The following is a 17,612-nucleotide window of genomic DNA, read 5'->3' on the forward strand; positions in this document are numbered from 1 at the left end:
AACAATTAGATAGAATGATTATCTAGTGTGAATTGTTTGGTTTGAGCGCTGCGAGCCCCCCGAGGCTGCCAGGCGCGTGCTCGCAGCCCCAGGCAGGCGGCCGCCAGCGGCGGCGAAGGTCGCTCTTGAATGGTGGTTTTATTATTTGAAAATCAATCGCTTACGAGCGATTCGCAAGGTCGCTCATGCGTTCTTGCCCGGGATGCCGTACTTGCGCAGACGATGGGCAATGGCGGTGTGGGAGGTCTTGAGCCGGGCGGCCAACTGGCGGGTGGAGGGGTAGCTGGCGAAGAGCTTCTCCAGCAGGCCGCGCTCGAAGTTCTCCACGGCCTCTTCCAGGCTGTTCACTTCGCCGTCGCTTTGCCGGGCCACGGCGGTGCCGGCGATGTCCAGGTCGCCGATTTCCACGATGTTGCTCTCGCAGATGGCGGCCGCACGGAAGATCACGTTCTGCAGCTGGCGCACGTTGCCCGGCCAGCGGTTGCCCAGCAGCGCCGGGTAGGTGCCGGGTGCCAGCCGGCACGGCGGCCGCTGGATCTGGGTGCAGGCCTGCTGCATGAAGAAGCGCGCCAGCAGGAGGATGTCCTGCTCCCGCTCGCGCAGCGGCGGCACGTCCAGGCTGAGCACGTTGAGGCGGTAGAACAGGTCCTCGCGGAAGCTGCCCTCGGCCACCATCTTCTCCAGGTTGCGGTGGGTGGCGCTGAGGATGCGCACGTCCACCTTCACCTCGCGGTCGCCGCCCACCCGGCGGAAGCAGCCATCGCTGAGGAAGCGCAGCAGCTTGGCCTGCAGGTAGGGTGACATCTCGCCGATCTCGTCGAGGAACACCGTGCCCTGGTTGGCCAGCTCCAGCAGGCCCGGCTTGCCGCCGCGCTGGGCACCGGTGAAGGCGCCCGGGGCATAGCCGAACAGCTCGCTCTCGGCGAGGTTCTCCGGCAGGGCCGCGCAGTTCAGCGCCAGGAACGGCTGGTTGCGCCGGGCGCTGACGGCGTGGCAGGCCCGGGCCACCAGCTCCTTGCCGGTACCGGTCTCGCCGGTGATCAGCAGGGGCGCATCCAGGGCCGCCACCCGCAGGGCACGGGCCTTGAGGGTGCGGATGGGCTGGGAGTCGCCCAGCAGCGAGTCGAAGCCCTCGGCGTGGTCGTGGTGCAGGGCCGAGAGCCGCTCGCCGATGCGGTTGGGCAGGTAGAGGGTCAGCAGCGCCCCGGTGAGGCGCTCGCCCTCGTTGATCGGCACCGCGTCCAGCAACAGCGCCTGGCCCTTGAGCTGGATTTCCCGCAGCGGCAGGCGGAAGCCCTGCTCGCGCAGCACCTCGTGCAGGCTCTCGTCGCCGAACAGCTGGGCCAGGGTGATGCCGGCCGGTTCCTCACCGTACAGCGCCACCAGCGCCGGGTTGGCCAGCAGCACGCGGCCATTGCCGTCCACTGCCAGCACCGGGTCGGTCATCGCCGCCAGCAGCGCATCCAGCTGCAGACGGTGGCGCTGGCCGGGGAGGATGTCCACCACCGTCACGTCCTGCACGCCGTGCACCTTGTGCAGGGCCTCGCGCAGCTCGTCCAGCACCTCGGGGCTCAGGGTCGGCGCGTCGATGTAGACGTTCGGCGGCACCATCTCCACCGCATCCAGGTTGAGGTTGCGTCCGCCGAGCAGGGCGAGCACTTCCTGGGTGATGCCGACGCGATCGATGAAGGTGACGTGAATGCGCATGGAAACCGGGCCGTACGAAGGAGCGGGGATTATGCCGCTCCCGCCGGGCCGGAGCCATGCCCGGGTGGTGCCGGGGTGGCGCAATCAGTTCGAACTTTGCCGACGGCCCGGGCTCGGAACTAGCAGATTCCCGCCAACCGGCGCGGCCGTGGGTCGGCCCGCTGCGCGCCGGCCACAAGGAGCCCGTCCATGTTTCCCATGCACCCTGCCGAATCCGTGGCGCGCCTGACCGGCGCGCTGTCCCTGGAAGAAGCCCTGGCCTGCCCGCGCATCGCCATCGAGGCGGTGGAGCCGGTGGTGGATGGCGGCCGTTTCGCTGCCAAGGCCATCGCCGGCGAGCCGCGCACGGTGAGCGCGGTGATCTTCGCCGATGGCCACGACAAGCTGGCGGCCCAGCTGCTGTGGCGCGAGTCCCGCGAGGCCCAATGGCAGCGGGTGCCCATGCAGCCGCTGGGCAACGACCACTGGCAGGCCCGCTTCGTGCCGCCCCGGGTCGGCCGCGTGGTGTTCGCCGTGGAGGCCTGGTGGGACCTGTACGCCAGCTATTGCGACGAACTGGCGAAGAAACACGCCGCCGGCGTCTCCATCGCGCTGGAACTGCGCGAAGGAGTGGCCCACCTGGAGCGGGTCGCGGCCCAGGCCCCGCCGGAGCAGGTGGAGGCGCTGCGCACGTTGATCGAGGCGGTGGAGGCCACCCAGTCGGTGGAGGAGCGCGTGGCGCTGCTGCTGGCACCGGAAACCCGCGCGGCCGTGGACCGGGTCCAGGCCCACCCGCACCGGGTGTGCAGCCCGCTGTTCCCCCTGGAGGTGGAGCGCAAGCGGGCGGAGTTCGCCAGCTGGTACGAACTGTTCCCGCGCTCCGCTGCAAACGACGGTCAGCGCCACGGCACCTTCCGCGACGTCATCGAGCGGCTGCCGGCGATCCAGGCCATGGGCTTCGACGTGCTCTACTTCCCGCCCATCCACCCCATCGGGCGCACCCACCGCAAAGGGCCGAACAACGCCCTGGAGGCCGGCCCGGACGACCCCGGCAGCCCCTACGCCATCGGCAGCGCCGAGGGCGGGCACGAGGCCATCCACCCCCAGCTCGGCAGCCGCGACGACTTCCTCGCGCTGGTGCAGGCGGCCCGTGAACACGGCCTGGAGATCGCCCTCGACTTCGCCATCCAGTGCTCCCCCGACCATCCCTGGCTGGCGCAGCACCCCGGCTGGTTCAGCTGGCGCCCCGACGGCACCATCCGCCACGCCGAGAACCCGCCGAAGAAGTACGAGGACATCGTCAACGTCGACTTCTATGCCCGCGAGGCCCAGCCCGACCTCTGGCTGGCCCTGCGCGACGTGGTGCTGGGCTGGGTAGAGGCGGGCGTCACGCTGTTCCGCGTCGACAACCCCCACACCAAGCCGCTGCCGTTCTGGGAATGGCTGATCGCCGAGGTGCGCGGTCGCCACCCGGAGGTGATCTTCCTCGCCGAGGCCTTCACCCGCCCGGCGATGATGGCGCGCCTGGGCAAGCTGGGCTTCTCCCAGAGCTACACCTACTTCACCTGGCGCACCGCCAAGGCCGAGCTGGCCGAGTACCTGCTCGAACTCAACCAGCCGCCGCTGCGGGACTGCTACCGGCCCAACTTCTTCGTCAACACCCCGGACATCAACCCCTTCCACCTGCAGGGCCAGGGGCGTGCGGCGTTCCTCATCCGTGCCGCGCTGGCGGCCATGGGCTCGGGGTTGTGGGGGCTGTATTCCGGCTTCGAGGTCTGCGAGTCCGCCCCCGTGCCCGGCAAGGAGGAGTACCTCGACTCGGAGAAGTACCAGCTGCGCGCCCGGGACTACCAGGCGCCCGGCAACATCGTCGCCGAGATCGCCCAGCTCAACCGCATCCGCCGGGAGAACCCGGCCCTGCAGAGCCACCTCGGCCTGCAGGTCTACAACGCCTGGAACGACCAGATCCTCTACTTCGGCAAGCGCAGCGCCGACGGCGAGAACTTCGTCCTGGTGGCCATCAGCCTCGACCCGCACCAGGCCCAGGAGGCGCACTTCGAGCTGCCGCTGTGGGAGATGGGCCTGCCCGACGACGCCATGACCCAGGGCGAAGACCTGATGAGCGGCCACACCTGGACCTGGCACGGCAAGGTCCAGTGGATGCGCATCGAACCCTGGCGCCTGCCATTCGGCATCTGGCGCATCCGCCCCCAGGACTGAGGACACCGCCATGCCCAGGCCCGAACCGGCTCCCGCGACCCCGCCCGACCTGCCCACCCTGACCCTGGACGGCAGCCTGGCCGATCTCCCACCGGCTGCCCTGGAGGCGGCCTTGCAAGGCTGGCTGCCGAGCCGCCGCTGGTACCCCGGTACCCGTGCCGATGCCGCCCGGCTGCTGTACCTGGTGCCCTGTGGCGAGGCAGAGCTGCCGGCCGTGCTGGTGGAAGTGGAGGTGCCCGGCGACCCCGCCAGCTACCCCGTGCCCCTGGTCTTCGTGCCCTTGGAGCAGGCCGCCGGCGCCTCCGATGCCCTGCGCGGCGCCGTGGCCCGCCTGCGCCTGGACGGGCGCGACGGTGTGCTGATGGAGGGCTTCGGCGTGCCGGCGTTCATCACCCGCTGGCTCGATGACCTGGCCCGCGAGCCCGTGCGCGCCGTGGCCGGCGGCGAGCTGCACTGGCTGCCGGTGGCCGCTGCCGGCGCCTTGCCCGGCTGGCAGGGGGCGCCGGTCAAGGTGCTCTCGGCGGAACAGTCCAACAGCTCGGCGGTGATCGACAGGCGCTACATGTTCAAGCTGCTGCGCCGGGTGCTGCCCGGCCTGCACCCGGAGGCGGAGATGGGCGCCTACCTCACCGCCCAGGGCTTCGCCCACGTCCCGGCGCTGCTGGGCCAGGTGCGCCGGGTGGACGCCGACGGCGCTGCCCGGACCCTGGCCGTGCTGCAGGCCTTCCGGCCGAACCAGGGCGACGCCTGGCAATGGACCCTGGAGCATCTCGACCGCGCCCTGCGCAACGCCCTGGCGGCGGATGCCGGGGGTGAGCAGGCCGCCGAAACCGAACTGCGCACCTTGCAGTCCTTCGCCGGGGTGCTCGGCCGGCGCCTGGGCGAGCTTCACAGTGTGCTGGCACGCCCCTCCGACGAGGCCGACTTCGGCCCGCTGGAAAGCGATGCCGCCACCACCGAGGCCTGGCCCCGCAGCGTGGTGGCCCAGCTGGACGCCGCACTGGCGGCGCTGGAGGACCACCGCGCCGCCCTCGATCCCGAGACGGCGGCCCTGGCCGCAGAGCTGTTGCAGCGTCGCGATGCCCTGCGCCAGCAGGTGGAGACCCTCGCCCGGCGCAGCGCCGGCGGGCTGCTGATCCGCGTCCATGGCGACCTGCACCTGGGCCAGGTGCTGGTGGAGGACGGCGACGCCTGCTTCATCGACTTCGAAGGCGAACCCACCCGCAGCCTGGCCGAACGCCGGGCCCGCCACAGCCCCTTCAAGGACGTCGCCGGCCTGCTGCGCTCATTCGACTACGCCGCCGCCATGCTGGTGCGGGGTGACGGGGTGGCGGACCACCCGCCCCAGGCCGCAGCCCTGCGTCGTCAACTGGCCGAGCGCTACCGGCAGCAAGCCGGCCGCGCCTGCCTGGAGGCCTACCGCATCGCCGCCGCCGGGCTGCCCCACGCCTGGTTCGAACGGGACGGCGAGCAGGCCGCCCTCGCGCTGTTCGGCATCGAGAAGGCCGCCTACGAAATCCTCTACGAAGCCCATTACCGCCCGCACTGGCTCGCCGTGCCGCTGCGCGGCCTGGTGGCGCTGACCCAAGACCCCGGAGTGACCCATGAGTGAGACCCTTGTCGGCGCGGATGCCGAACGCAACGCCATCCAGGCCCTGGTGCGGGCCGAGCAGGGCGACCCCTTCGCCTGGCTCGGCCCGCACCCCGTGGCCGATGGCTGGCGGGTGCGGGCCTACCTGCCCGGCGCCCTGCAGGTGGAGCTGCTGGACGAGCAGGGCGCCGTGCCCATGCAGCCGGCCGCCACCCCCGGCCTGTTCAGCGCCCCCTGGAGCGGCCAGGGCCGCTACCGCCTGCGCATCCACTGGGCCGGCGGTGTGCAGGAGACCGAGGACCCCTACAGCTTCGGCCCCTGCCTGGGCGAGATGGACCTCTACCTGTTCGCCGAAGGCAACCACCGTGAACTCGGCCAGGTCTTCGGCGCCCAGCGGGTGGAGCACGAAGGCGTCGAGGGCGTGCGTTTCGCCGTGTGGGCGCCCAATGCCCGGCGCGTCTCGGTGGTGGGCGGGTTCAACGGCTGGGATGGCCGTCGCCACCCCATGCGCCTGCGTCACCCCACGGGCGTGTGGGAGCTGTTCGTGCCGCGCCTGCAACCGGGGGAGGTCTACAAGTACGAGATCCTCGGCAGCCATGGCGTGCTGCCGCTGAAGGCCGACCCGCTGGCCCTGGCCACCGAGCACCCGCCCGCCACCGGCTCGGTGGTGGCCGAGCCCCTGGCCTTCCACTGGCACGACGAGGCCTGGATGGCCGAGCGCAGCCGCGCACAGGCCCATGACCGGCCGCTGTCGATCTACGAGGTCCACGTCGGCTCCTGGCGCCGCGAGGGTGGGCCGGAAGGGCCGGTGCTGCACTGGCAGGCCCTGGCCGAGCAGCTGATCCCCTATGCCCTGGAGATGGGCTTCACCCACCTCGAACTGCTGCCGATCATGGAGCACCCCTTCGGCGGTTCCTGGGGCTACCAGCCGCTGTCGCTGTTCGCGCCCACCGCCCGCCACGGCAGCCCGGCGGACTTCGCCGCCTTCGTCGACGCCTGCCACCAGGCCGGCCTGGGGGTGATCCTCGACTGGGTGCCGGCGCATTTCCCCACCGACGAGCACGGCCTGGCGCGCTTCGACGGCACCGCGCTCTACGAGTACGCGCACCCCTTCGAGGGCTTCCACCAGGACTGGGACACCTACATCTACAACCTCGGTCGCCACGAGGTGCACGGCTTCATGATCGCCTCCGCGCTGCACTGGCTGCGCGTCTACCACATCGACGGCCTGCGGGTGGATGCGGTGGCCTCCATGCTCTACCGCGACTACTCGCGCAAGCAGGGCGAATGGATCCCCAACCGCCACGGCGGGCGGGAGAACCTGGAGGCCATCGACTTCCTCCGCCACCTCAATGACGTGGTCGCCACCGAGGCGCCCGGTGCGCTGGTCATCGCCGAGGAGTCCACCGCCTGGCCGGGCGTGAGCCGCCCGGTGCGCGAAGGCGGCCTGGGGTTCGCCTACAAGTGGAACATGGGCTGGATGCACGACAGCCTGCGCTACATCGCCGAAGACCCGCTGCACCGCAGCCACCATCACCACCAGCTCACCTTCGGCCTGCTCTACGCCTTCTCCGAGCAGTTCATCCTGCCCATCTCCCACGACGAGGTGGTCCATGGCAAACGCTCGCTGCTGGACAAGATGCCCGGCGACCGCTGGCAGAAGTTCGCCAACCTGCGGCTGTACCTCAGCTTCATGTGGACCCACCCGGGCAAGAAGCTGCTGTTCATGGGCTGCGAGTTCGGCCAGTGGCGGGAATGGAGCCACGACGGCGAGCTGGACTGGTACCTGCTGCGCTATGCCGAGCACAAGGGCGTGCGCGACCTGGTGGCCGCCCTCAACCGCCTGCACCGCGAGGAACCGGCCCTGCACCAGCTGGATGGCCAGGCCGAAGGCTTCCAGTGGCTGATCGGCGACGACTCGGTCAACAGCGTGTACGCCTGGCTGCGCCGCGACCGCGAGGGCGGCTCGCTGCTGGTGGTGCACAACTTCACCCCGGTGCCGCGCCCGGGCTACCGGATCGGCGTGCCCGTGGGCGGGCGCTGGCGGGTGCTGCTCAACAGCGATGCGGATGCCTTCGCCGGCTCCCATGCCGGCACCCTGGCCGAAGCCGCCACCGTGGAGGGCGGCAGCCACGGCCAGGCCCATGCCCTGGTGCTGGACCTGCCACCCCTGGGCAGCCTGGTGCTCAAGCCGGCCTGAGCCTGCCGGCACGTCGCCCGGGCGGCGTGCCGGCGGGGGCAGGGCGGGTCAGTCCGCCAGCAGGTTGAAGCGCTCGTCCCGGGCCCCGGCGCCGATCAGCGCCTGGGCCTGGTCTTCGGTGAGCAGGGCGGTGCCCGCCGTGCAGTGGATCACCGAGGCGCGCAGCCCTTCGTCGGTGGTGACCACCACGTCGCGGATCGGCAGTTCGCAATGGTTGCCGTTGAGTTCGATGGAACAGGTACCGGCGTCGACGTCGTAACTGATGCTCATGGGAGCCTCCTTCAGCAGGCCTGGGAGCCGCACCGGCTGTGGGCGGCTCTGGAACGGGGTACGGATGCCCTGGCGCGGGTCCAGCACGGGGTGGTCACCCGCTGGCCGGGCCGGCCGGGTTGGCGGGGTGGCCGCCCGATAGAGCGCAGCGGCGCCCAGCATGGCCTGCAGCAGCCCCAGCGGGCCGCCACGCAGGGCGCCGCGCACCAGCAGCCAGCCACCGACGCCGCACAGCGCCAGGCGGCCAGCCGGTGATGGGCGGCGCGGCTCAGGCCGCATGGCGGATCGCCTGGATCAGCTCGGCCTTGCGCATGCGCGAGCGCCCGGCGATGCCCAGGTCCCGGGCGCGCATCATCAGGTCCGCGCGGGTGCTGTCTTCCAGGGACTGGCCCGGACGCGGTGCGCCCTGGCGGGTGGCGGCCGCCTGGCGGGCCGAGGACTGCCGCGCAGCGCGCTTGGCCGTGGCCGGTTTGCGGGTGCCGGAGCCGGACTTCTCGCCGCCGCCGGACTGCTTGTTCACCGTGGCCCAGGCGCGGGCCTCAGCTTCCTTGGGCGCCACGCCCTTGTCCTCGTAGCTCTGCTCGATGTGCTCGGCCTTGCGCTTCTGCTTGTCGGTGTAGGCGTCTTTGCTGCCGCGTGGCATGGCGGTCTCCTCCTGTTTCCGGGCCTCCGGGGCGAGGCCCGCTACAGGGTGGGAGCGGTGGCGCTGCGGGCGAGTTCCGGTGATCTGCGGCGCCGCTCGACCGATGGTCCCGCCGCCCTGAAAGCAGGTTGAACCTTCCAGCGCTGCGGGGGGACTCACCCAAGGGAGCCGCGAAACCCCGTGATTCGGCAGAAGGAACTTCACCATGAAACGAGACTGGGACCTCATCCGCAGCCTGCTGATGGCCGTCGAGGCGCTGGAGGGCGGGCGACACTTCGCGCCGCGCGCCTGGGACGGGCACTCGGCCGCGCAGGTGGGCCATCACCTGCACCTGCTGGCCCAGGGCGGGCTGGTGGAATGCGCCACGCACCACCCCTGGAATGGCGAGCCGGTGATGATCGCCACCGGCCTGACCCTGGCCGGGCACGACCTGCTCGACCGCCTGGGTGACGACGCCACCTGGGCGGCGCGCAAGGCCGACCTGCTGGCCCGCGAAGGCGCCATCACCCTCGACGGCCTGCTGGCCCAGGGCTTGCCGCCCCGTATCCCCGAGGCCCGCCGCCTGCGCGTGGCCCACGCCGACGCCCGCATCGACTGACCCGGGAGAGCCCCCATGAGTGCAGAACAGGACGCCCCGGCCACCCGCCCGGAGGTGGACGCCTTTCGCCAGCGCATCCTCGACAAGCTGCGCTACGCCGTGGGCAAGGACCCCGGCAGCGCCTACCGCCACGACTGGTTCGAGGCCCTGGCCCTGGCCGCCCGCGACCACCTGGTGGACAACTGGGAGGAAGCCGGCACCGGGCAGGCGCGCCGGGATCACAAGCGCGTCTACTACCTCTCCCTGGAGTTCCTCATCGGCCGCCTGCTGGTGGACTGCCTGAGCAACCTCGGCCTGCTGCAGACCGCCCGCGAAGCCCTCGACGGGCTCGGCGTGTCCTTCGACGAAGTGCGCCAGGTGGAGCCCGACGCCGCGCTGGGCAACGGCGGCCTCGGTCGGCTGGCCGCGTGCTTCATGGAGAGCATGGCCACCCTCGGCCTGGCCGCCCACGGCTACGGCATCCGCTACGAGCACGGGCTGTTCCGCCAGGTCATCACCGACGGCTGGCAGCAGGAGCAGACCGAGACCTGGCTGGACTTCGGCAACCCCTGGGAGTTCGAACGGCCCGAGGTGAGCTACGGCATCGGCTTCGGCGGCAGCGTGACGACCCTCGAAGAGGAGGGCGGCACCACCCGCCAGGTCTGGCAGCCCGCCGAGACCCTGCGTGCCATCGCCTACGACACCCCCGTGGTGGGCTGGCGCGGCGCCAGCGTCAACACCCTGCGCCTGTGGCGGGCCCGGGCCATGGAGGACCTGCAGCTGGAACGCTTCAATGCCGGCGACCACTTCGGCGCCGTAGCCGACGTGGTGCGCGCCGAGAGCATCTCGCGGGTGCTGTACCCGGCCGACAGCACCGAGGCCGGCCAGGAGCTGCGCCTGCGCCAGGAGTTCTTCTTCGTCTCCGCCTCCCTGCAGGACCTGCTGCACCGCCACATGCAGGCTCATGGCGAGATCCGCAGCCTGCCGCAGAAGGCCGCGATCCAGCTCAACGACACCCACCCGGCCATCGCCGTGGCCGAGCTGATGCGCCAACTGGTGGACGAGCACCGCCTGCCCTGGAACGAGGCCTGGGGCATGACGGTGGCAACGCTGTCCTACACCAACCACACCCTGTTGCCCGAAGCGCTGGAGACCTGGCCCGTGTCGCTGATGGAGCGGCTGCTGCCGCGCCACATGCAGATCATCTACCTGGTCAACGCCTTCCACATCGACGCCCTGCGCGCCGCCGGCGAGCATGACTTCGCGCTGCTGCGCGCGGTCTCGCTGATCGACGAGGAGCACGGCCGGCGGGTGCGCATGGGCAACCTGGCGTTCCTTGGCTCCCACAGCGTCAACGGCGTTTCGGCGCTGCACACCGACCTCATGCGCGAGACGGTGTTCCGCGACCTGCACCGGCTCTACCCCGAGCGCATCAGCAACAAGACCAACGGCATCACCTTCCGCCGCTGGCTCTACCAGGTGAACCCCGGGCTCACCGCGCTGCTGGTGGAAACCCTCGGCGAATCCCTGCTGGACCAGCCCGAGCACCAGCTGCGCAACCTCGAGCCCTGGGCCGCCAAGCCGGGCCTGCGCAAGCGCTTCGCCGCCCAGCGGCAGCAGAACAAGGCCGCGCTGGCGGCCCTGGTGCAGGAGCGCCTGGGCATCACCCTGGACACCACCGCGCTGTTCGACGTGCAGGTCAAGCGCATCCACGAGTACAAGCGCCAGCTGCTCAACCTGCTGCACACCGTGGCCCTGTACCAGGCCATCCGCAACGAGCCGGCCACCGACTGGGTGCCCCGGGTCAAGGTGTTCGCCGGCAAGGCCGCCGCCAGCTACCAGCAGGCCAAGCTGATCATCAAGCTGGCCAACGACATCGCCCGCACGGTCAACGCCGACCCCACGGTGCGTGGCCTGCTGAAGGTGGTGTTCCTGCCCAACTACAACGTCAGCCTGGCGGAGACCATCATCCCCGCCGCCGACCTGTCGGAGCAGATCTCCACTGCCGGGCTGGAAGCCTCCGGCACCAGCAACATGAAGTTCGCCCTCAACGGTGCGCTCACCATCGGCACCCTGGACGGCGCCAACGTGGAGATGAGCCAGCTGATCGGTGCCGAGCACATGTTCATCTTCGGCCTCACCGCCAGCCAGGTGGAGCAGCGGGTGCGCGCGGGCGACCTGGACATGCAGGCCGTGGTCGCCGCCGACGACCGCCTCGCCGCCGCCCTGGAGGCGATCCGCAGCGGGGTCTTCTCACCGGACGACCCGAGCCGCTACCAGGGCCTGGTGGACGGCCTGGTGCACCACGACCGCTTCATGCTCTGTGCGGACTTCAGCGCCTACTGGCACGCCCAGCGCCGGGTCGACGCTGCCTGGCAGGACCCGGACCGCTGGTGGCGCTCGGCGGTGCTGAACACCGCGCGGGCCGGGTGGTTCTCCTCCGACCGCACCATCGGCGAGTACGCAGCGGACATCTGGCAGGTGCCGACCCGGCGGGATTGATCCGGCGGGTGCTACCAGAAACCCGCCTGGCGCCGCTCGGCCGTGTAGTCCAGGGACAGCCCGAAGGCCTCGCGGAAGAAGGCCGCCAGGCGGGTATCCAGCACCGTCTCGTTGACCGAGGCCGGCGCCGCTTCCAGGCGCCGGGTTTCCCCCGTGTTGGCGAAGAAGCATTCATGGCGCACCCGTGCGGCCGCCGTGTCGCCCAGCAGTCGGTAGCGGCTGGGCCGCTCGCCGGGGCGTGCCACCTCCAGGCACAGGGTGGGCCCCACGCTGTTGGCTTCGTCGCGCACCACCGCTTCCAGCCCCGCCTGGAGGGCGTGACGTGCGGCGTCTTCGAACAGCGGGCGGGCGATCTGTTGCAGGAGGGCATGCAGGTCGTGCGGGGGCTGATCCATGGGGCGGCTCCTCTCGGCGTGGCGGGTCCGAACGGTAGAGCTGCCTGGCCGGCGCGGGGTTTCAGCCGGCCGCCGGGTGGTCGCCTAGCCGCGCTGCCCCGACGACTTGCGGTACGCCCCCGGCTGCACCCCGGTGACCTTGTGAAAGGCGCGCGTGAAGGCCGCCACCGACTGGTAGCCGACGGCATCCGCCACCTCGGCCACCATCCGACCGCTGTCCAGCAGGCGGCACGCCTGGCGCATGCGCAATGCCAGCAGCACGTGCCCCGGTGATTCCCCCGCCAGCTCCTGGAAGCGCTTGAAGAACGCCGAGCGCGACAGCCCGGTGCAGGCTGCCATCTCCTCCAGGCTCCAGGCCCGGCCGGGCTGGGCGATCAGCTGTTCCAGCAGCCCGGCGAAGGCCGGCTGGCGCGCCAGCGCGGCGAGCCCGCCGAGGCGGGTGTTGTCCGTCACCTGCTGGCGCAGCACGTAGAGGAACAGCAGGTGGCTGAGGCGCTCCAGCAGGGCCGGCGAGGGCGCCGGAAGGCGCGCGCACTCCTGCAGGATCAGCTCGAACAGGCTGCGCGCAGCGGCCAGGGAGGGGTCGCCCCTGCGCAGCACGATCCACGGCGGCAGCGACTCGACGATCAGCGCCGACAAGCCCTGGCGGAAGTGGAAGAACCCGCACACCAGCCCCACGCCATCCCCGGCGGCCGGCTCCAGGGCCTGCATGGTGCCCTTCGGCTGGGCGCGGGCGGCCTCCGCCGTCGCCTCGCCGGAAAGCCGGTAGGCCAGGTCGCGCAGCAGGAACACCGCGTCGCCGCTCTCCAGGCGCAGCGCCTCGCTGCCGTCGTCCAGGTGCAGCCAGCAATGCCCCTGCACCACCAGGTGGAAGCTGGCGCGGGCCAGGCCCTGGGTGCTGGCGTGCCAGCCGCCGCAGTAACGGCCGACGTGGAAGAGGCTGGTGTCGAGTTCGAGGTTCTCTAATAACCAATCGACCAGGGGGCTGGATGAATTCATCTAAGGGAAAGACTCAGGAGCAAGTGATAGCGACTTTAGAATATTGAACGGGTTTCTTATTACCAACAGACTTTTCGGCACCCGAACCGACCCAGGAGAAGACTCCATGTCCCGTGTGCCCGTACAGACCCTCGACAGCGCCCCCGAAGCGGCGCGCCCGTTCCTCGAAAACGCCCTGAAGAACTCCGGCTTCATCCCCAACCTGCTGGGGGTGCTGGCCAATGCGCCGGCGGCCCTGGAAACCTACGTCAACGTCTCGGCGCTGAACGGCAAGGCTGAGCTGAACCTGGCCGAAAGGGAAGTGGTGCAACTGGTTGCGGCAACTCGCCACGGCTGCGATTTCTGCGTAGCCGGGCACACTGCCGTCGCCACCAACAAGGCCAAACTGCCGGCCGAGGTGGTCAGTGCCCTGCGGGAAATGGCGCCCCTGCCCGAGGCGCGCCTGGAGGCCCTGGCGGCCTTCACCCAGGCCGTGATCGCCACCCGGGGCGATGTCAGCGACGCTGACTTCGCCGCCTTCCGCGCAGCCGGCTTCACCGACGGCAACGCCCTGGAGGTGATCCTCGGCGTGAGCCTGGCTACGCTTTGCAACTTCGCCAACGTCTTCGCCCGTACGCCGCTCAATGACGAGCTGGCCAGGTACCGCTGGCAACGTCCGGGGGCCTGAGCCCCGGACGCCGATGATCAGGAGATCGACATGCTGGACCCCAACCTGAGCCACTGGCTCGACAGCCAGGCCGAGGCGCTCGACACCGGCGCCTGCGACCCCGACACCCTGCTGCAAGCGCTCAGCCAGGCCGGCCTGCCCAAGGTCGGCGTGGACCGCGCCCTGGGCGGCGATGGCGGCACGCTGCACGACGCCATCGAGACGGTCGCCGCCGTGGCTGGCCACTCGCTCACCGCCGCCTTCGTGCTGTGGGGGCAGCGCGCCTTCATCGAATACGTGCTGCACACCCCCAACGAGGCGCTGCGCGAGCGCCTGCTGGGCGACCTGCTGGCCGGCCGCGTGGCCGGTGCCACGGGCCTGTCCAATGCCATGAAGTTCCTCAGCGGCGTCGAGGCGCTGCAGGTGCGCAGCCAGGCCACCGAGAACGGCTGGCGCCTGGACGGGCGCCTGCCCTGGGTGACCAACCTGCGCCGCCAGGGCTTCCTGGTGGCCGCCGCCGTGGAAGCCGGGGAGGGCCAGCCGCCGCTGGTGCTGGCGATCCCCGACGGGCTGGCGGGCCTGGCGCGCTCCGCCGACCTCGACCTGCTCGGCCTGCAGGGCAGCAACACCGCCGCCCTTGACCTGGCCGGGGTGGAGCTCGACCGCGCCTGGCTGCTGCACGAAGACGCCCGGCGTTTCCTCCCGGGGGTACGCCCGGCCTTCCTCGGCCTGCAGTGCGGCATGGCCCTCGGCCTGGCGAGGCGCTGCCTGGACGAGGTGCAGGCGCACCTCGGCGACGGCGGTGGCCGGGCCCTGCTGGAGGCCGAGCTGGGCGCGCAGCGCACCCGCCTGGAGGCCCTGGCCGGCGAACTGCACCAGGGGCTGGACGAAGGCCGCTTCCTCGCCCAGCCGGCTGCACAGTTCCGCCTGCGCATCGGCCTGGCGGAGAGCGTCGCCGACGCCATCCAGCTGGAGCTGCAGGCCAGCGGCGGCAAGGCCTACCTGAGCGAGCACGGTGCGGGCTTCGCGCGGCGCTGGCGGGAGTCGGCCTTCGTGCCCATCGTCACCCCCAGCCTGGTGCAGCTGCGTACCGAACTGAACCGCCAGGCCCGCGAGGTGGTGGCGTGAGCGACGGGTTGCTGACGGCCGAGGGCATCCGCCTCGGCTACCTGCGCGGCAACCAGCGCCAGGAGGTGCTGGCGCGCTTCGACCTGCAGCTGGCGCCGGGGGAGGTGGTGTCCATCCTCGGCCCCAGCGGCGTCGGCAAATCCAGCCTGCTGCGGGTGCTGGCGGGCCTGCAGCAGCCCTGCGGCGGGCAGGTGCGGCTCCACGGCGAGCCGCTGGACGGCCCCCACCCGCGCGTGGCGGTGGCCTTCCAGGACCCGAGCCTGCTGCCCTGGCTGAACCTGGAGAAGAACGTGGCCTTCGGCCTGGATTTCGCCCGCCAGCCCAAGCTGGCTGCCGCCGAACGCAAGGCGCGGGTGGAGCAGGCCATTGCCGCCGTGGGCCTGGCCCACGCCCGTGGCCACTTCCCCGCGCAGCTCTCCGGCGGCATGGCCCAGCGCACCGCGCTGGCCCGCTGCCTGGCACGGCGCCCCGAGGTGCTGCTGCTGGACGAACCCTTCGGCGCGCTGGACGAGGTGACCCGCGCCGACATGCAGCAACTGCTGCTGCGACTGATCCACGAGCAGCGCACCGCCGCCGTGCTGATCACCCATGACATCGACGAGGCCCTGCTGCTCTCCGACCGCATCCTGCTACTGGGCGACACCCCGGCGCGGATCCTCGGCGAGTGGACCCCGGACCTGCCCCAGCCACGGGCGGAGCGGGTGGAGGAACTGGGGGCCTTGCGCGTCGACATCCTCAAGACCCTACGGCGGGCCAGCCGCGGAAACGGAACCCCAACCCCTGATACGGAGGCCCACGATGTGCCTGGACGATCCTTCTCATTCCCGACGTGACATCCTCAAGCTCGGCGCGCTGCTGACCGCCGCCGGCGCGCTGCCACTGCTCACCAGCCTGCAGGCCCGCGCGGCCGCCGAGCCGGACGCGCCGGTGCGCATCGGCTACCTGCCGATCACCGACGCCACGCCGCTGCTGGTGGCCCACGCCAACGGCCTGTTCGAGGCCGAGGGCATCAAGGCCGAGCGCCCGGTGCTGCTGCGCAGCTGGGCGCAGGTGATCGAGGCCTTCATCTCCGGCCAGGTGAACGTCATCCACCTGCTGTCGCCGATGACCGTCTGGGCCCGCTACGGCAGCAAGGTGCCGGCCAAGGTGGTGGCCTGGAACCACGTCGGCGGCTCCGGCCTCACCGTGGCGCCGGGCATCGAGCAGGTGGCCCAGCTGGGCGGGCGCACCGTGGCGATTCCCTTCTGGTACTCCATCCACAACGTGGTGGTGCAGCAGCTGCTGCGCGACAGCGGCCTGGTGCCGGTGAGCAAGCCGGTGGGCGCGGCCCTGGCCGCCAACGAGGTCAACCTGGTGGTGCTGCCGCCCTCGGACATGCCGCCGGCCCTGGCCAGCAAGCGCATCGACGGCTACATCGTCGCCGAGCCGTTCAACGCCCTGGCGGAGAACCTCAAGGTCGGCCGGGTGCAGCGCTTCACCGGGGACGTCTGGCGCAACCACGCCTGCTGCGTGGTGTTCATGCACGAGCACGACCTGAACAACCGCCCCGAGTGGTCGCAGAAGGTGGTCAACGCCATCGTCAAGGCGCAGCTCTGGACCCGCGAGAACCGTGCCGAGGCAGCGAAGCTGCTGTCCAAGGACGGCGCCAACCGCTACACCCCCCACGCCCCCGAGGTGCTGGGCAAGGTGCTGGCCCCGGCGGCCGGCGAGCGCGACGGCTACGTGAAGAGCGGTGCCATCCGCCATGCCGCGTGGGACGAGCAGCGCATCGACTTCCAGCCCTATCCCTTCCCCAGCTACACCGAGGAGCTGGTCAGCCGCCTGAAGGACACCCTGATCCAGGGCGACAAGTCCTTCCTCGCCGGGCTCGACCCCAAGGCCACCGCCGCCGACCTGGTGGACGACCGCTTCGTGCGGGCGGCCCTGGCCGGCGTCGGCGGGCTGGAGGCGTTCGGCCTGGGCGGCGGCTTCGAGCGCACCGAGGAGATCGCCGTTTGAACCTGAACCGCCTGTTCCTCGGCCTCGGCGGCCTGGCCGCCCTGGGCCTGCTGTGGTGGCTCGGCGTGGCGGCCGGGGGCGGGGACGACGGCCTGGCCGCGCGCTTCTCGCCCCAGCAGACCCTGGCCAGCCTGCAGGAGCTGCTGCACCGCGGCGAGCTGTACGAGCACGTGTGGGTGAGCCTCAAGCGCATCCTCGTCGGGCTGTCCCTGGCGCTGCTGGTGGGCGTGCCCCTGGGGCTGTTGGTGGGCAGCTCGCGCAACCTGGAGGCCGCCACCACGCCGGCCTTCCAGTTCCTGCGGATGATCTCGCCGCTGTCCTGGATGCCCATCGCGGTGATGCTGATGGGGGTGGGCGACCAGCCCATCTACTTCCTGCTGGCCTTCGCCGCCGTCTGGCCGATCCTGCTCAACACCGCGGCCGGGGTGCGCCAGCTGGACCCGCGCTGGCTGCAGCTGGCCCGCAGCCTGAGCGCCACCCGCCGGGAGATGCTGCTGAAGGTGATCGTGCCTGGCGTGCTCGGCCACGTGCTGACCGGCGTGCGCCTGGCCATCGGCATCCTCTGGATCGTGCTGGTGCCCTGCGAAATGCTCGGGGTCAGTGCCGGGCTCGGCTACTACATCCTCGACACCCGCGACCGCCTGGCCTATTCGGAGCTGATGGCCATGGTGCTGCTGATCGGCGTGCTGGGCTTTGCCCTGGATGCCGCCGCGCGGGGGCTCTACCAGCGCTGGTCGCACACCTGAGGCGCCGGGCG

General features: G+C 71.2%; 15 protein-coding genes. 10 read left to right on the plus strand and 5 right to left on the minus strand.

Annotation, left to right across the window (positions count from 1 at the left end; all coding sequences use genetic code 11):
• Positions 1-183 precede the first annotated feature (183 nt).
• Complete coding sequence (locus FBY21_RS03440; protein ID WP_044399610.1) at positions 184-1,707, minus strand: sigma-54-dependent transcriptional regulator; 1,524 nt, start codon at positions 1,705-1,707, stop codon at positions 184-186.
• Positions 1,708-1,905: 198 nt separating this feature from the next.
• Here FBY21_RS03440 and FBY21_RS03445 point away from each other — a divergent pair, with 198 nt between their 5' ends.
• The 3 genes from FBY21_RS03445 to glgB are packed head-to-tail and all read left to right on the plus strand — an operon-like array spanning position 1,906 to position 7,697.
• On the plus strand, positions 1,906-3,906 hold the full coding sequence (locus FBY21_RS03445; protein ID WP_142016229.1) for an alpha-1,4-glucan--maltose-1-phosphate maltosyltransferase: 2,001 nt from the start codon (positions 1,906-1,908) through the stop codon (positions 3,904-3,906).
• Between the two features lie 10 nt (positions 3,907-3,916).
• Entirely contained in the window at positions 3,917-5,518 is a 1,602-nt protein-coding gene (locus FBY21_RS03450; RefSeq protein WP_142008629.1) for a putative maltokinase, read from the plus strand.
• Positions 5,511-7,697 carry a 1,4-alpha-glucan branching protein GlgB gene (gene glgB / locus FBY21_RS03455; protein WP_142008631.1) on the plus strand — a complete coding sequence of 729 codons (2,187 nt, stop codon included), beginning with the start codon at positions 5,511-5,513 and terminating at the stop codon, positions 7,695-7,697. The genes FBY21_RS03450 and glgB overlap by 8 nt, the downstream gene beginning before the upstream one ends.
• 48 nt (positions 7,698-7,745) lie before the next feature.
• On the opposite strand, the gene FBY21_RS03460 is transcribed toward glgB, so the two are convergent.
• Positions 7,746-8,246: a DUF3203 family protein gene (locus tag FBY21_RS03460; protein WP_142008633.1), complete on the minus strand. Its 501-nt coding sequence runs from the start codon at positions 8,244-8,246 to the stop codon at positions 7,746-7,748.
• On the minus strand, positions 8,236-8,610 hold the full coding sequence (locus tag FBY21_RS03465; protein WP_142008636.1) for a Rho termination factor N-terminal domain-containing protein: 375 nt from the start codon (positions 8,608-8,610) through the stop codon (positions 8,236-8,238). Before FBY21_RS03465 ends, FBY21_RS03460 begins: the two co-directional genes overlap by 11 nt.
• 205 nt (positions 8,611-8,815) lie before the next feature.
• Here FBY21_RS03465 and FBY21_RS03470 point away from each other — a divergent pair, with 205 nt between their 5' ends.
• Together FBY21_RS03470 and FBY21_RS03475 are read left to right on the plus strand one after the other, a co-directional pair.
• Positions 8,816-9,208, plus strand: a complete 393-nt coding sequence (locus FBY21_RS03470) for a DUF2513 domain-containing protein (protein ID WP_142008639.1) — start codon at positions 8,816-8,818, stop codon at positions 9,206-9,208.
• A gap of 15 nt (positions 9,209-9,223) precedes the next feature.
• Positions 9,224-11,689, plus strand: a complete 2,466-nt coding sequence (locus tag FBY21_RS03475) for a glycogen/starch/alpha-glucan phosphorylase (protein ID WP_142008641.1) — start codon at positions 9,224-9,226, stop codon at positions 11,687-11,689.
• A gap of 11 nt (positions 11,690-11,700) precedes the next feature.
• On the opposite strand, the gene FBY21_RS03480 is transcribed toward FBY21_RS03475, so the two are convergent.
• Both FBY21_RS03480 and FBY21_RS03485 read right to left on the minus strand, forming a co-directional pair.
• Complete coding sequence (locus tag FBY21_RS03480) at positions 11,701-12,084, minus strand: hypothetical protein (protein ID WP_142008643.1); 384 nt, start codon at positions 12,082-12,084, stop codon at positions 11,701-11,703.
• A gap of 84 nt (positions 12,085-12,168) precedes the next feature.
• Entirely contained in the window at positions 12,169-13,083 is a 915-nt protein-coding gene (locus FBY21_RS03485; RefSeq protein WP_044399595.1) for an AraC family transcriptional regulator, read from the minus strand.
• A 106-nt stretch (positions 13,084-13,189) separates the two neighbouring features.
• Here FBY21_RS03485 and FBY21_RS03490 point away from each other — a divergent pair, with 106 nt between their 5' ends.
• From FBY21_RS03490 to FBY21_RS03510, 5 genes are read left to right on the plus strand one after another with little or no spacing between them, the layout of a single operon-like run.
• Positions 13,190-13,750, plus strand: a complete 561-nt coding sequence (locus FBY21_RS03490) for a carboxymuconolactone decarboxylase family protein (RefSeq protein ID WP_142008645.1) — start codon at positions 13,190-13,192, stop codon at positions 13,748-13,750.
• Between the two features lie 30 nt (positions 13,751-13,780).
• Positions 13,781-14,857 carry an acyl-CoA dehydrogenase family protein gene (locus tag FBY21_RS03495; RefSeq protein ID WP_142008648.1) on the plus strand — a complete coding sequence of 359 codons (1,077 nt, stop codon included), beginning with the start codon at positions 13,781-13,783 and terminating at the stop codon, positions 14,855-14,857.
• The gene (locus FBY21_RS03500) at positions 14,854-15,690 is read left to right on the plus strand and encodes an ABC transporter ATP-binding protein (protein WP_142008650.1); all 837 of its coding nucleotides are present in this window, start codon (positions 14,854-14,856) and stop codon (positions 15,688-15,690) included. The genes FBY21_RS03495 and FBY21_RS03500 overlap by 4 nt, the downstream gene beginning before the upstream one ends.
• Positions 15,656-16,855 (plus strand): ABC transporter substrate-binding protein, encoded by a 1,200-nt coding sequence (locus tag FBY21_RS03505; protein ID WP_044399583.1) that lies wholly within the window; start codon positions 15,656-15,658, stop codon positions 16,853-16,855. Before FBY21_RS03500 ends, FBY21_RS03505 begins: the two co-directional genes overlap by 35 nt.
• Positions 16,852-17,601: an ABC transporter permease gene (locus FBY21_RS03510; RefSeq protein WP_044399579.1), complete on the plus strand. Its 750-nt coding sequence runs from the start codon at positions 16,852-16,854 to the stop codon at positions 17,599-17,601. The genes FBY21_RS03505 and FBY21_RS03510 overlap by 4 nt, the downstream gene beginning before the upstream one ends.
• Positions 17,602-17,612: the final 11 nt, after the last annotated feature.

It is taken from the genome of Pseudomonas sp. SLBN-26, from assembly GCF_006715895.1.
Lineage (GTDB): Bacteria > Pseudomonadota > Gammaproteobacteria > Pseudomonadales > Pseudomonadaceae > Metapseudomonas > Metapseudomonas otitidis.

What these genes read in the sequence shown, in the direction of transcription:
- FBY21_RS03440 (WP_044399610.1), bottom strand. Translation starts at nt 1,707, where the DNA reads ATGCGCATTCACGTCACCTTCATCGATCGCGTCGGCATCACCCAGGAA.
- FBY21_RS03445 (WP_142016229.1), top strand. Translation starts at nt 1,906, where the DNA reads ATGCACCCTGCCGAATCCGTGGCGCGCCTGACCGGCGCGCTGTCCCTG.
- FBY21_RS03450 (WP_142008629.1), top strand. Translation starts at nt 3,917, where the DNA reads ATGCCCAGGCCCGAACCGGCTCCCGCGACCCCGCCCGACCTGCCCACC.
- glgB (WP_142008631.1), top strand. Translation starts at nt 5,511, where the DNA reads ATGAGTGAGACCCTTGTCGGCGCGGATGCCGAACGCAACGCCATCCAG.
- FBY21_RS03460 (WP_142008633.1), bottom strand. Translation starts at nt 8,246, where the DNA reads ATGCGGCCTGAGCCGCGCCGCCCATCACCGGCTGGCCGCCTGGCGCTG.
- FBY21_RS03465 (WP_142008636.1), bottom strand. Translation starts at nt 8,610, where the DNA reads ATGCCACGCGGCAGCAAAGACGCCTACACCGACAAGCAGAAGCGCAAG.
- FBY21_RS03470 (WP_142008639.1), top strand. Translation starts at nt 8,816, where the DNA reads ATGAAACGAGACTGGGACCTCATCCGCAGCCTGCTGATGGCCGTCGAG.
- FBY21_RS03475 (WP_142008641.1), top strand. Translation starts at nt 9,224, where the DNA reads ATGAGTGCAGAACAGGACGCCCCGGCCACCCGCCCGGAGGTGGACGCC.
- FBY21_RS03480 (WP_142008643.1), bottom strand. Translation starts at nt 12,084, where the DNA reads ATGGATCAGCCCCCGCACGACCTGCATGCCCTCCTGCAACAGATCGCC.
- FBY21_RS03485 (WP_044399595.1), bottom strand. Translation starts at nt 13,083, where the DNA reads ATGAATTCATCCAGCCCCCTGGTCGATTGGTTATTAGAGAACCTCGAA.
- FBY21_RS03490 (WP_142008645.1), top strand. Translation starts at nt 13,190, where the DNA reads ATGTCCCGTGTGCCCGTACAGACCCTCGACAGCGCCCCCGAAGCGGCG.
- FBY21_RS03495 (WP_142008648.1), top strand. Translation starts at nt 13,781, where the DNA reads ATGCTGGACCCCAACCTGAGCCACTGGCTCGACAGCCAGGCCGAGGCG.
- FBY21_RS03505 (WP_044399583.1), top strand. Translation starts at nt 15,656, where the DNA reads ATGTGCCTGGACGATCCTTCTCATTCCCGACGTGACATCCTCAAGCTC.